The sequence below is a fragment of the Ruminococcus sp. D54t1_190329_F1 genome (assembly GCF_015551645.1).
Lineage (GTDB): Bacteria > Bacillota > Clostridia > Lachnospirales > Lachnospiraceae > Blautia_A > Blautia_A faecis.
The window spans coordinates 117619-131977 of the sequence record NZ_JADNDC010000003.1 but is presented as its reverse complement, the minus strand read 5'-3'; the positions used below and the strand labels follow the sequence as shown (position 1 = coordinate 131977).

Here is a 14359-nt window from a genome sequence, read left to right as displayed (position 1 = left end):
ACGCACGTCTTACAGAAAGCTTTTTTCCAAACATGCTTTAGGGGATAAGCTGGTTATTCCTGACATTATAAAATGAACGAAATATATACAACAGGAGGTTCGCGAAATGATTCACGAAAAAATAGAGATTCAATTAAAAGATTCTGAGTTTAAAGCAAATTTATTTACATATTTCCTGGACAATTCACCTGAAATCGATCCGGAGAGAAAAAGACCGGTTGTGCTGATCTGTCCTGGCGGCGGCTATCAGATGACTTCTGACAGAGAGGCAGAAGCTCTTGCTGTCAGATTTATGGCAATAGGCTATCATGCTGCGATTTTGCGCTACAGCGTTGCTCCGGCACGTTTCCCGGAGGCGCTTCTTCAGCTGGCTACAGCAGTTGCAATGCTCCGTGAAAATGCAGAAAAATGGCATATTGATACAGAGAAGATCGTAGTCCAGGGTTCTTCTGCTGGTGGACATCTGGCGGCAAGCCTTGGTGTATTCTGGAACAAGCCCTTTGTTGCAGAAGCTTTGGGCATGGACTCCGAAAAGTTTCGCCCCAATGGGCTTATGCTCAGCTATCCGGTAATCACTTCTGGCGAGAAAGCACATAAGGGTTCTTTTGAAAGCGTTCTGGGAGAGGATTATGCAGATGAAGAGAAACGCAGATTCCTGTCCCTGGAATATAATGTTACGAAGGATACCCCGTCGACTTTCCTGTGGCATACAGCACCGGATGATACTGTACCGGTAGAGAACTCCCTGCTGTTTTTCCAGGCACTTCACGCTCTGGATATTCCGGCAGAATTGCATATTTATCCAGTGGGCAGTCATGGTCTGGGACTTGCCACTGCAGAAACAGCATGCCCCAATGGCTATGGAATCCAGGCAGAATGTGAGAGCTGGATTCAGCTTGCCGGTGACTGGATGAAGCACCTGTTTGAAGCGAAGGAAGTCGTAAAGGCACCTTGGGAATAAAAAGATGGGGTGTTGGTGAAATTTCCACAGTTGGTAAGAATATGAAAGTAATAGAAAATATAGATTAGGTGAGTAGAAGCTTTAAAGTCCGTTGCCTTGGGGATTCCCAGACAGTGGACTTTTTTCCTGTTCTGAAATGTGTTGCTGCAAATCATGCGTGGCGTGATTATAGCACAGAACAAAATGTACTTCAAGTATTGTTTTTACATTATTTTGCTGATATACTTTTTTTATCTTAAATATACGGGAGGTGAAAGAAATGTTGACGAAAGAAGATCTACAGGCGATTGCAGGATTGCTGGTGCCCATTGAGACACGGATTGTGAATTTGGAAAGCCGTTTCGACAAGTTGGAAAGCCGTTTCGATAATTTGGAAAGCCGCTTCGACAAGTTGGAAAGCCGTTTCGATAATTTGGAAAGCCGTTTCGACAGCTTAGAAACTCGCGTTGACAACTTCGAAAGCGAAACCAAGAGGCGCTTTGAGAATCTGGAAGCGAACTTGCGCAGCGTAGACAAGCATGTATGTGAATTGGATGCATCAGTATCAGAATTGCAAAGAAGTGTAAAAGAACTCTGGCTTCATGTGGAGAACACTACAGACTGGAAGCTTCAGGTTGTAGCAGAGAATCATTCCAATCTTTTACAAAAGCTGGAAGAACAACAAAAGAAATGGGAAACGCAGGAAAGACTTTTATTTTACGTGAACAAACATGAGAAAGACATCACTGCGATAAAGCAGAGGCTGTGTATGTAATTGACAGAACCACCCATACATAAGAATGGCTGTAGAAATACTCTCAGAAAAAATGAAATATAAAATGCATCAGAAAAACGTAATAGAAAAACAAAATAGAAAAACGAAACAGAAAAATACATATAGAGAAAGCAAATTGCAAGTAATATATCATTTTATAGAATTATAGAAATACTAAAATACAAAAGATAAATTAACACAAAGAACGAAGAAAATAAGCTTAACATTATAAGCGTTAAATACCATATAAAATAGAATTGGTGTTCAGGGGATTCGGAAAGTTATTACCCTCTGTGCACGAATAGATAAAAGCGGGGAGTACAGCACTGTTGTTATAACATCTGTACTCCCTGATTTGTTTAAAATGTAAAAAATTTGTATTGTTTTATAATTGTCGATGGTGGGTTTGGCAAGTAGAAGGGCTTTTCATGTTGGAAATCATGAGATATCCAGTTCCGGCGGCTCATCCATGGTGTCGGAAACATATTTCCCATTCTTCTTACGCTGTCGGACGCATTCTGTGAGCAGATACTCAATCTGCCCATTTACGGAGCGGAAATCATCCTCCGCCCAGGCTACGATCTGGTCATAAAGCTTGGCGGAAAGCCTGAGCGGGATCTGTTTCTTAGGCCGGGTATCTCTGGTTTCAGCCATTAGTACAGACTGCCGGAATTAACCACCGGCTGGGCATCGTGATTGCCGCACAGCACTACGAGAAGATTGGAAACCATGGCAGCCTTCCGCTCCTCGTCAAGTTCTACCACATTGTTTTCATTCAATCGCTCTAATGCCATTTCTACCATACCAACAGCACCGTCTACGATCATCTTTCTTGCGTCGATGATAGCGGAAGCCTGCTGTCTCTGCAGCATAACCGCTGCAATCTCAGGTGCATAAGCAAGGTAGGTGATGCGGGCTTCAATAATTTCCAGACCGGCATCTGCTACTTTCTGCTGGATTTCATCACGGATGCGTCCGGCTACGATTTCACTGGAACCGCGAAGACTTCCCTCATCTGCTACACCATCCCCAGTGGTATCTACATTGGGTGCTACGTCATAAGGGTAAATTCTCACGATATTTCGTAGCGCGCTGTCACACTGCAAGGAAAGATATTCCTTATAGTTATCTACGTTGAAAACAGCTTTCGCAGTATCTGTTACACGCCACATAACGGCAATTCCGATTTCTACCGGATTTCCCAGGCAGTCGTTGATCTTCTGACGGTTGTTATTTAAGGTCATGATCTTCAGGGAAATCTTTTTGTTTACATATGTACTGCTTGTGGAAGCGGAAGTTCCGGTGGCCAGTGTGAGAACGGATTTGGCGGCATTTCCTCCATCTACGTCACCGCTCTGGTTCAGTCTCGTCTTTGCAGCCGGGTTTACAGCTGTACAAAAAGGATTTACCCAATAGAAACCGTCATTCTTTAAAGTTCCCACATATTTGCCGAATAAGGTGAGTACAAGGGCTTCCTGCGGCTTCAGCACTTTAAGGCCAAGGAACGGGATCCATCCAAGTGAAGCCCAGATGATACCGATGACCATAAGGGAAATCTGTTCGAAGGCTGCGCCGAATATTACAGCGGCTGCGGCCACGGCATAGAGCAGAATAAACAGCACCATCATTCCCATACCATTTTTCTTGTTGTCCAAAACTTTTTCTTTCATAGCAATCCTCCTGATAATGAAAATTATCTTTTGCGAGATATAAATATGATATCATTTAGATATCAAAATGTCAATACATACAAGAGAGTTATAGAAAATTTTTCGTTTTTTTCCAGGTAAACAAATCGTCGATTGACGAAAATCCACATTTTAGTGTATATAAGAGAGTAACGCAAAAGAATTATGGAGGATATCATATAGTGGACGCAAAAAGGTTTGGGGCATTTATTTCGGAAAGAAGAAAAGAGCATCATATGACACAGGCCGATCTTGCCGGAAAAGTCGGAGTGACGGATAAGGCGGTCAGCCGTTGGGAGCGGGGACTTGGATTTCCGGATATTAATACAATGGAACCATTGGCTGAGGCACTGGATGTATCACTTTTGGAGCTGATGCGATCAGAAATGCAGACAACCGAAGGGGCTAACGTGAAAAAAGATGAGGCAGCAGAAAAAGATGGGACAGTAGAAATGAATGAAGCAGCAGAAAAAAACGGGATGGCAGAAAAGAGAGAGAAAGCAGAGAAAAAATACACGTCTGCAGAGGTGACTGAGATGATGCAATCAATGGAAGAAATACGAAAACAGCAACAGCATCAGGATAAAATCGCAGGCTATCTTGCGATACCGGTAATTCTGCTCATTGTGGCTGTGTTTAAATTCTCTGGTCATGCAAACCTTGGCGGTGCGTTATTTGCCGGGCTTCTTGGCGCGGGAGCTGCTGTGAGTGGATATTATCTGTGGGTGAATCGGGAAGATAAGGAAAGCAAAAGAATTTATGGATTTTTTACAATCACTCTGACCGGCATATTTTTCACAATATGTTCTTTCCTGGTTCCTGACGGATTCTGGGAACAACATAGACAGGAAGCAAGTCTCATCACATGTCTGGTGAATCTGGCGAGTGTGATATACGCATTTGGATTTGCAGTAAAGAGAATGTGCAAGGAAAAAAAGAACCCGGTACTTATTGCTGTTGTGGTGGTTCTGGAGATTTTGATAACGGCGTGGACTTTACATGGCTTTGCTGCCAGGTCCATAGAAAATGCCATGGGAACCAGCAAGGGGGATGTGGCAGAACAGTACGCAACACAGCTGTTGCTCAATGAAAAAAATCTTGAAGAAGACTGGATACGGGGATATAGTTATGTTCAGATTGACCTGCATCCGGATATCTACCGTGTAGGTTTTTCCTATTATGCAGATCAAAAAGACGCAGAAGCGGGAAAAGAAAGCATATATGGCTATGATATTCAGGTGGATTCTGATTATAAAATTACGATAAAAGAAGGAAGTTCTGCAATTGGAATGGATTTGTGGAGTGAAAAAATAGAAGGGTAGATCGTATTTGAAAAAACGGGAGAAAAGAACATGAAAGTAGTAATTGCAATTGATTCATTCAAAGGGAGCATGAGTTCTATAGAAGCGGGTGAAGCTGCCGCAGCAGGCATTCGGAAAGTATATTCGGAAGCCAAGACCAAGGCTTATCCGCTGGCAGATGGCGGGGAAGGGACAGTGCGGGCACTGGCCCAGGGACTTGGGGGAAGCTTGGAGAATGTGACAGTTACTGGACCACTTGGAGCCCCGGTTGTCTGCGAATATGCAATTTGGGAGAAACGTAATATAGGCGGTTCAGGTAGAATTGATTTTGTGGGAAAAGAGATGATGGCTGTTTCAGAGAATGCTTCCGTAGTAGAAAATACTTCTATAATAGAAAGTAAACGTGGCTACAAGAATGAGAAAAAGTGCGGAAAGACTGCCATTATAGAAATTGCTGGTGCAGCCGGGATCACTTTGGTTCCACCTGAACTTCTGAATCCTATAAACACTACAACCTATGGTGTTGGAGAGGTCATAAAAGACGCCATTTCCAAAGGCTGCCGAAATTTTATCATCGGAATCGGAGGCAGTGCAACGAATGATGGTGGAATCGGTATGCTTCAGGCTTTGGGAGGAGAGCTTCTGGATAAAAGTGGAAAACAGGTGCCATTTGGAGCAGAAGGTGTGGAAAAGCTTGCCTCCATCAGTTGCAAAAATTTGCTTCCGGAATTAAAAGAATGCAGCTTCCGCATTGCCTGTGACGTGGACAACCCTTTATATGGGGAAAAAGGCTGCAGCTATATCTTCGGCCCCCAGAAAGGCGCAACACCGGAGATGGTGGAGCTGATGGACGGGTGGATGGAAAACTATGCAAAGATAACAGAAGAATATTTTGCAGATTCCAAAACCCAATTGGGAAAATTTAATTATGATCCAAACTACCCAGGCTGCGGAGCAGCCGGAGGCCTTGGCTTTGCCTTCCGTACTTTTCTTCATGGAAAACTGGAACCAGGTATAAGCATTGTCCTGGAAGAAATCGGCATAGAAAATCAGATAAAAAATGCAGACATCGTAATCACTGGTGAAGGTCGTCTGGATGGCCAGACCGTTATGGGAAAAGCGCCCATCGGAATTGCCAGACTTGCAAAGAAATATGGAAAGCCAGTGCTTGCCTTTTCTGGCTCGGTCACTGAAGATGCTGCCTCTTGTAATGAAGCTGGAATCGACGCTTTTTTCCCAATCCTCCGTCAGGTGACCACTCTGGAAGAAGCCATGGATCCGCAGACTGCACAGAAAAATATGGAAAGTGCTGTAGAGCAGGTGTTCCGGGTGATTAGGCTGAAAGAAAGGAATTGGTGAAATTATGGGCGGAAAAGTGCTGGAATTAGAGTCGGATAAACTGATTGAGCAAGGACTTGAGCTTGGAAGACTGGAAAATCAAATGGCTACAGCCGTCAAAATGTTGCAAGTGGGCAAGTATACGATTGAGGAAATTGCAGATATTTCTGGTTTAACGGTTAAAAAATATGTGCGTTGAAGGATGAAAAGAATCTGTGAGCCAGAGAAATATGGAGAAAAACCATGAATTCTGCAACTCCCCCCTCTTGACTTCTCCCACAAACAAGAGTAATATGAACTACAACGCAATGGCGCGTTAGTGTGATAACGCCGCCATTGCATTTTTTTTACCCGGAAATGGGGAAACAACCTCGAAATGAGGAAACACACCGATAAAATATCGGTGGTGCTGTGATTAATGAGTTTTTTACAAAGAGGAGGAAAGAAAAATGAAGAAGAGCTATTTATGGAGAAAAATGACAAGTGGTCTTATGGCAGCAGCTGTTACCGTGACAGCAATGCCGGGACTTGGACTTACAATGGTACAGGCAGAAGAGAAGAAAACATTAAAGGTAGCAATGGAGTGCAGCTATGCACCATACAACTGGACACAGCCAGATGATTCCAACGGAGCTGTTCCCATTTCCGGAAGCTCTGATTACGCATATGGATACGACGTTATGATGGCGAAAAAAATCTGTGACGAGCTGGGATACGATCTGGAAATCGTGAAACTGGACTGGGATTCCCTGGTACCGGCTGTCCAGTCTGGAAAAGTTGACTGCGTAATCGCAGGTCAGTCCATTACATCCGAACGTCAGCAGATGGTAGATTTCACAGAGCCATACTACTATGCATCCATTATTACCCTGGTAAAAAGCGACGGCGATTATGCAGATGCAAAAAGTGTGGCAGATCTGAAGGGCGTTACCTGTACTTCCCAGCAGAACACTATCTGGTATGATTCCTGCCTGCCGCAGATTGAGGACGCAAACATTCTTCCTGCACAGGAAAGTGCGCCTGCCATGCTGGTTGCCCTGGAATCTGGAAAATGTGACGCTGTTGTAACTGATATGCCTACCGGAATGGCTGCCTGCGTAGCTTACCCGGATTTCAAACTTCTTGATTTTTCTGGCACAGACGGAGATTTTGAGGTATCAGATGAGGATATCAACATTGGTATTTCCGTACAGAAAGGCAATACAGAGCTTCTGGATGCCCTGAACAGCGTACTGGATAAAATGACAGAGGATGATTACAAAGAAATGATGGACGAAGCAATTTCCGTACAGCCGCTGTCAGAGTAAGGGTTACAGTGATTTCGCTGCATTTGAGGCTGTTTGAAAAATCATTCCTGCATTTTGTAAGATTCACTTTGCAGGATATTTCGCAGACGGTCTTTGTAAATAAAGTCGAGAGAGATAGGAGAGAAAAATATGCTTCCTGAAACCTTCTGGGGCCGGATCCAGTATCTGCTCCAGCAATACGGTTCCTCCTTTTTGTCAGGAGCCGGAAATACAATGATCATAGCCATTGTAGGCACCTTTTTAGGGTGCCTTATTGGCTTTATAGTTGGAATTATTCAAACAATTCCTGTAGATAAACGGGACTCCGCCGTTAAAAAGACACTGGTTGGATTTCTCAAATTTATTATGGCATGCTACGTGGAATTTTTCCGCGGCACCCCAATGATGGTACAGGCCATGTTTATCTATTACGGAAGTGCTTACCTGTTCAATATCAACATGTCTATGTGGTTTGCGGCATTTTTCGTAGTATCTATCAATACCGGAGCCTACATGGCAGAAACTGTCCGAGGCGGAATCCTTTCTGTTGACGAAGGTCAGACAGAAGCTGCAAAAGCAATCGGAATGACGCATGTACAGACTATGATGAACGTAATCCTTCCACAGGCATTGCGCAACATCATGCCTCAGATTGGCAACAACCTGATCATCAATATCAAGGATACCTGCGTTCTTTCCATTATTGGAATTGTAGAACTTTTCTACACAACAAAAGGCGTAGCCGGAGCCTATTATACTTACTTTGAATCCTTTACCATCGCTATGGTAATGTACTTTATCCTTACTTTTGTATGCTCCAGACTGCTCCGCCTGCTGGAACACAAGATGGAAGGTCCGCAGAATTATGACCTTGCCACAACGGATACACTGGCTCACACAAGTGGTCTGTATTCCTACCCTAAGAAGAAGGAGGAGAAATGATCATGAGTGAAAAAATCCTTGAAGTCAAGCATCTGGGAAAAGCATTTGGCAGCAATCAGGTACTGAGAGATATTGATTTTTCCGTAAGCCCGGGAGATGTGACGTGCATTATCGGACCGTCCGGTTCTGGTAAATCCACGCTTCTTCGCTGCCTGAATATGCTGGAAACTCCATCCACCGGAGAAATCAATTATCATGGAACTGACATCACCAGTAAGAACGTAAACGTTCCGGAATACCGTTCAAAGGTAGGTATGGTGTTCCAGAATTTTAACCTTTTTAACAACATGACTGCCCTGAAAAACTGCACCGTAGGTCAGGTAAAGGTTTTGAAAAAGAGCAAAGAAGAGGCAGAGAAAAAAGCTTTGTATTATCTGGAAAAAGTAGGTATGGCGCCGTACATCAACGCCAAACCCAAACAGCTTTCCGGAGGCCAGAAACAGCGTGTGGCAATTGCAAGAGCTCTTGCCATGGAGCCGGAAATCCTTCTTTTCGACGAGCCAACCTCCGCGCTGGATCCCCAGATGGTAGGCGAGGTTCTGGAGGTTATGAGAGACCTTGCACACGAAGGCCTGACCATGATCATCGTCACCCATGAGATGGCATTTGCTCGTGACGTTTCCAAGCGTGTAATCTTCATGGCAAATGGCGTTATCGTAGAAGACAGACCGCCGAAGGAGCTGTTTGAGAATCCGAAAGACCCGCTGACAAAAGATTTCCTGAGCCGCTTCCGCAATGCATGAGCCGGAAAGTCGCTTTGCAGATGGGAATTCTGCATTTTTTATCCTTACTTCAATAAGTTAATGTTCACAGTGGCGGTAAATGTGTGCTATACTGGACAATAGATTGGGAAGCTACTGAGAAATTTTATATTTAACCGTAATTGAATTAAGGAGAATCCATGATTGAAATAGGAAAAAAACAGAAGCTTATTGTGGCAAAGACCGTAGATTTCGGTGTTTACCTTGCAGAAGATAAAAATGCAGGCCAGGAAGACAGAGTGCTTCTTCCTGCGAAACAGGTTCCGGAGGGAACCAGAGAGGGCGATGCACTGGATGTATTTATTTACAAGGATTCCAGGGACCGTCTTATTGCAACCACCAGAGAACCACTTCTTCAGGTTGGACAGACTGCTGTTCTGAAAGTGCTTCAGGTAACCAAGATCGGTGCATTCCTGGATTGGGGCTTAGAGAAAGACCTGCTCCTTCCATACCATGAGCAGACCAGCCGTGTGCGGGAAGGACAGGAGTGCCTGGTAGCCCTTTATGTAGATAAGAGCAGCCGTCTCTGCGCCACCATGAAGGTATACCATTACCTTTCTACCAGAACCCCATATGTAACAGGTGATTCCGTAAAAGGGCGTGTCTACGAGATCAGCGATCGTTTCGGTGTTTTTGTAGCTGTTGATGACAAATATTCCGCCCTGATCCCAGCCAGAGAAGCCAGCGGCAAATACCGCCCGGGCGAAGTCCTCGACCTTCGCGTTTCCGAGGTGAAAGAGGATGGCAAGATGAACGTCACAGACCGTCAGAAAGCCTACATCCAGATTAACGAAGATGCCGAGAGCGTCCTTAGCATAATCGAAGAATTCGCCGGCGTCCTCCCCTTCGATGACAAAGCCTCACCAGAAGTGATCAAACGCGAATTCGGACTCAGCAAGAATGCCTTTAAACGTGCTGTGGGACACCTTCTGAAAGAAGGGAAGATTGAGATTAAGGACAAACGCATCTACAAGAAATAATGGAATCTGATACCCCCTTTATTGGAAAATAATAAAACCTGCATACCATATTGGAATACCCAAAATATGGTATGCAGGTTTTTTCTCTAAAACACGAACGGGTGTTTACCGGGGCTTGAACTTGTGTTAAACTATTTATTAATCATACTTGCTATTTAATGTGTTGGTCGTTATTCCGGACGCGATTTCACAATGTATATTCACCGCCGCGCGTCCAGGCGTTCCGGCAAGCTAATGACTAACTACGACTAAGACGCTCAGGAGAACCTTCGCGCCTAAGTCTCCGTAAGTCATGGATCTCGCCTCCACTAAAACCGCTCCTGAAATGCGCGGCTTGCGAATATACATTGCAAAATCGCTGGTTACTGGAAAGGGAAGAAAGAAACAGTAACGACAACGGGGGTGAGGTGAAGTAGTTGGTATCCCGCAACTTTATTATTTTTTGCCAATCTATCGTTACCAAAAAAGTATAGGGAAATCACTCACTCACCCTCCCCCTTCGTAAAAAGTTCTTATATAACATCAGTCCCAGCCAGTACACAGCATTTGGACAATGTGTATTACTCCAGCGAGCCATTTCAGGCGCGCTCTTAGCGGAGGCGAAATCCAGCGCTTACGGAGACTTATGCGTGAGGGCTCTCCCGAACGCATTAGTCGCAGTTAGCGATTAGTTCGCTGGAGCGTTGCGCCGGCGAGTGAGTAATACACATTGCCCAAATGCGTCCCTCCTGAAAAACTTTTCACCCTCCCAACACACTAAATAGAAAATTTGCGAAGAAGGAGACACACAATGGCTTTTACCCACCTCCACGTCCACACCGAATACTCCCTGCTGGACGGTTCCAATAAAATAAAAGAATATGTTGCCCGTGTAAAGGAGCTTGGGATGGACAGCGCGGCCATCACAGACCATGGGGTCATGTACGGCGTCATCGATTTTTACCGGGCAGCGAAAGCAGCCGGAATCAATCCGATCCTTGGCTGCGAAGTCTATGTAGCCCCTGGTTCCCGCTTCGACCGCGAGATCGGCAGTGGCGACGACCGTTACTACCATCTGGTACTTCTTGCCGAGAACAACCAGGGCTACCAGAACCTTATGAAAATTGTATCCAAAAGCTTTAAAGAAGGCTTTTACTATAAACCACGAGTAGACCTGGAGCTTCTCCGGGAATATCACGAAGGTCTCATCGCGCTGAGCGCCTGCCTGGCCGGTGAAGTAGCCCGGTTCCTTAACAGAGGAATGTACCCGGACGCTAAGAAGGCGGCCCTCCGCTATCAGGAAATTTTCGGCGAAGGCAATTTTTTCCTAGAGCTTCAAGATCATGGAATTCCGGAACAGCAGAATGTAAACCAGCAGCTTCTGCGCATGCACCAGGAGACTGGAATTGACCTGGTAGCCACTAACGATATTCATTACACCTACAAAGAAGATGCTGATCCTCACGACATTCTTCTGTGTCTCCAGACAGGGAAGAAGCTGTCCGATACAGACCGTATGCGCTACGAAGGCGGTCAGTACTACGTGAAATCCGAGCAGGAAATGGCGGCACTTTTCCCATATGCACTGGAAGCCTTGGAGAACACACATAAAATAGCAGAGCGCTGCCACGTAGAAATTGAATTCGGAGTTACCAAGCTGCCAAGATTCGACGTTCCCGAGGGCTACACCTCCTGGGAATACCTGAATAAGCTCTGCTTCGAAGGGCTGGAGCGCCTGTACGATCCGGTTACCCCAGAGCTACGGGAGCGACTGGAATACGAGCTGAACACTATCAAAAATATGGGCTATGTTGACTACTTCCTCATTGTGTGGGATTTCATCCATTATGCCCGCAGTAATGGCATTGAAGTAGGCCCCGGACGAGGCTCCGCAGCCGGAAGTATTGTTGCATATACCCTTGGAATCACCTTACTTGATCCAATTAAATATGACCTTCTGTTTGAACGTTTCCTGAATCCGGAGCGAGTATCCATGCCTGATATTGACGTGGATTTCGGATTTGAGCGAAGACAGGAAGTAATCGACTATGTTGTACGGAAATACGGCAAAGACTGTGTGGTTCAGATTGTTACATTCGGTACTTTGGCAGCCCGCGGTGTTATCCGTGATGTAGGCCGTGTCCTCGATATGCCATATGCCCAGGTAGACTCCATTGCGAAAATGGTTCCTGCCAAAATACCGAATGTGAAGCTTGTCACAATTGATAAAGCCATGGAAGTAAACCCGGAACTGAAAAAAGCATACGACGAGCAGCCGGATGTGCATCATTTGATTGACATGGCTAAACGTCTGGAAGGTCTTCCAAGACATACCTCCATGCACGCTGCCGGAGTTGTAATCAGCCAGAAAGACGTCTCCGAGTATGTGCCCCTTTCACGCGCGCAGGACGGAACCATCGTCACCCAGTTTGTCATGACAACTCTTGAGGAGCTGGGACTTTTGAAAATGGATTTCCTTGGCCTTCGAACCCTGACTGTAATCAACAACGCAGTAAAAAATGTAAAGAAAAATTACGGCATATCCCTTGATATGCAAAAGATAGATTATAATGACCAGAAAGTGCTGGATTCTCTTGGAACAGGTCGTACTGACGGTGTGTTCCAGCTGGAAAGCGGCGGAATGAAAGGATTCATGAAAGAACTGAAGCCACATAGCCTTGAGGATGTAATCGCCGGAATTTCCCTGTACCGCCCAGGCCCTATGGACTTTATTCCCCAGTATATCCGCGGCAAGAACCGTCCAGACACCATCCACTATGATTGTCCTCAGTTGGAGCCAATCCTGAAAGCGACTCACGGTTGTATCGTGTACCAGGAGCAGGTTATGCAGATCGTACAGAGCCTTGCCGGATTTACCCTGGGACGAAGCGATCTTCTTCGCCGAGCCATGTCCAAGAAGAAACTTAACGTTATGGAAAAAGAACGCCAGGCTTTTGTCTATGGAAATGAAGCAGAAGGTGTTCCTGGATGTATTAAGAATGGAATTGACGAGAAAATTGCAAATAAGATCTACGATGAAATGATCGATTTTGCACAGTATGCATTTAACAAATCCCATGCTGCGGCATACGCCTATGTTACGTATCAGACTGCCTTTCTGAAATACTATTATCCGGTAGAATATATGGCTGCGCTGATGACCTCCGTAATCGACAAGCCTACCAAGGTTGCCGAGTATATTCAGGTCTGCCGTCAGATGAACATTCCAATCCTGCCGCCGGACATCAACAAAGGCGAGTATGGCTTTTCCGTATCAGGAGGCTCGATCCTCTATGCGCTTTCCGCAATCAAGAGCGTAGGGCGTCCGGTCATCGAGGCTATTGTTGCAGAGAGAAAAGAACATGGCGAGTACCTTTCCGTGAAGAACTTTATTGAGCGGAATATGGAAGCTGTGAACAAGCGTGCCATTGAGAACTTTATCAAGGCCGGTGCTCTGGATTGTCTGGAAGGAAACCGTCATCAGAAGATGGTCGTTTTTGGTCAGATCGTAGATGACATTTCCCGAAACAAGAAGCAGTCTATGGCAGGGCAGCTCAGCTTATTCGACATTGCCAGCGAAGATGAAAAAAAAGAATTTGAGATTCGTATGCCGAATCTGGAAGAATATGACAAAGAGACGGTTTTGTCCTACGAAAAAGAAGTCCTTGGCATATACTTGAGCGGCCATCCCCTGGATCGCTACCGTAATATGATGGAAAAAATGATTTCCGCAAGAACTATCGATTTCCAGCCATCAGATGAAGATGACCGTGAAGGTGGTGAACCGGATGAGTCAAAAGTACGGGACAATCAGAAAGTCATCATCGGAGGCATGATCACAGAGAAAAACGTGAAGTATACCAAGACAAACAAAGTGATGGCGTTTCTTACCGTGGAGGATCTGGTTGGAACTGTAGAAGTCATGGTTTTCCCAAGAGATTATGAGAAATGGCAGAATATGATCAATGAGGATGCCAGGGTATTCATCCAGGGACGTGTATCCGCAGAGGATGACAAGGCCAGCAAGCTGATCCTGGAAAAGGTACGGTCATTCTCCGATATTCCGAGAGAACTCTGGATCCAGTTTGAAAGTAAGGATGATTACAGCCAGAAAGAAAAAGGGCTTCTGGAGGATCTACGGAATTCTCAGGGTACAGACACTGTCGTTATTTATCTGAAAGATGTAAAAGCAATGAAAAAACTGTCTGCTGCATACCATGTAAATCTGCAGGATGAATGGCTTGCACAGATGAGTAAAAAATATGGTGAAGGCAATATCCGGGTTGTAGAAAGAGCTCTGAAAACGCTTTAAAGTGAAGAATCAGACAGGTATATGGAAAATTATGGTAAAATCACGGAAAACAGAGTG

Annotated in this window: 12 protein-coding genes; 10 read left to right on the top strand and 2 right to left on the bottom strand. The window is 45.1% G+C overall.

Going from position 1 to position 14359, the window contains the following annotated elements; all coding sequences use genetic code 11:
* Positions 1 to 106: 106 nt before the first annotated feature.
* Positions 107 to 961 (top strand): alpha/beta hydrolase, encoded by an 855-nt coding sequence (locus I2D69_RS02190; protein ID WP_195379320.1) that lies wholly within the window; start codon positions 107 to 109, stop codon positions 959 to 961.
* A gap of 259 nt (positions 962 to 1220) precedes the next feature.
* Positions 1221 to 1715: a hypothetical protein gene (locus I2D69_RS02185; RefSeq protein ID WP_195379319.1), complete on the top strand. Its 495-nt coding sequence runs from the start codon at positions 1221 to 1223 to the stop codon at positions 1713 to 1715.
* Positions 1716 to 2153: 438 nt separating this feature from the next.
* Here the strand turns inward: I2D69_RS02185 and I2D69_RS02180 are convergent, their stop codons facing one another.
* Complete coding sequence (locus I2D69_RS02180; protein ID WP_195379318.1) at positions 2154 to 2369, bottom strand: PTS ascorbate transporter subunit IIC; 216 nt, start codon at positions 2367 to 2369, stop codon at positions 2154 to 2156.
* Entirely contained in the window at positions 2369 to 3385 is a 1017-nt protein-coding gene (locus tag I2D69_RS02175; RefSeq protein WP_195379317.1) for an SPFH domain-containing protein, read from the bottom strand. The genes I2D69_RS02180 and I2D69_RS02175 overlap by 1 nt, the downstream gene beginning before the upstream one ends.
* A gap of 200 nt (positions 3386 to 3585) precedes the next feature.
* On the opposite strand from I2D69_RS02175, the gene I2D69_RS02170 reads away from it, so the two are divergent.
* The 8 genes from I2D69_RS02170 (at position 3586) to I2D69_RS02135 (ending at position 14302) form a co-directional block, all read left to right on the top strand.
* Positions 3586 to 4725 (top strand): helix-turn-helix domain-containing protein, encoded by a 1140-nt coding sequence (locus tag I2D69_RS02170; protein ID WP_195379316.1) that lies wholly within the window; start codon positions 3586 to 3588, stop codon positions 4723 to 4725.
* Between the two features lie 30 nt (positions 4726 to 4755).
* Positions 4756 to 6063: a glycerate kinase gene (locus tag I2D69_RS02165; protein WP_195379315.1), complete on the top strand. Its 1308-nt coding sequence runs from the start codon at positions 4756 to 4758 to the stop codon at positions 6061 to 6063.
* Between the two features lie 4 nt (positions 6064 to 6067).
* On the top strand, positions 6068 to 6241 hold the full coding sequence (locus I2D69_RS02160) for a hypothetical protein (protein ID WP_173718335.1): 174 nt from the start codon (positions 6068 to 6070) through the stop codon (positions 6239 to 6241).
* Positions 6242 to 6491: 250 nt separating this feature from the next.
* On the top strand, positions 6492 to 7349 hold the full coding sequence (locus tag I2D69_RS02155) for a transporter substrate-binding domain-containing protein (protein WP_173718336.1): 858 nt from the start codon (positions 6492 to 6494) through the stop codon (positions 7347 to 7349).
* A gap of 129 nt (positions 7350 to 7478) precedes the next feature.
* The gene (locus I2D69_RS02150; protein ID WP_118583519.1) at positions 7479 to 8270 is read left to right on the top strand and encodes an amino acid ABC transporter permease; all 792 of its coding nucleotides are present in this window, start codon (positions 7479 to 7481) and stop codon (positions 8268 to 8270) included.
* Entirely contained in the window at positions 8270 to 9013 is a 744-nt protein-coding gene (locus tag I2D69_RS02145; protein ID WP_118583574.1) for an amino acid ABC transporter ATP-binding protein, read from the top strand. The genes I2D69_RS02150 and I2D69_RS02145 overlap by 1 nt, the downstream gene beginning before the upstream one ends.
* 158 nt (positions 9014 to 9171) lie before the next feature.
* Entirely contained in the window at positions 9172 to 10011 is an 840-nt protein-coding gene (locus tag I2D69_RS02140; RefSeq protein WP_173718338.1) for a S1-like domain-containing RNA-binding protein, read from the top strand.
* Positions 10012 to 10801: 790 nt separating this feature from the next.
* Positions 10802 to 14302, top strand: coding sequence for a DNA polymerase III subunit alpha (locus tag I2D69_RS02135; RefSeq protein ID WP_187565827.1), 3501 nt, complete (start codon positions 10802 to 10804; stop codon positions 14300 to 14302).
* Positions 14303 to 14359: the final 57 nt, after the last annotated feature.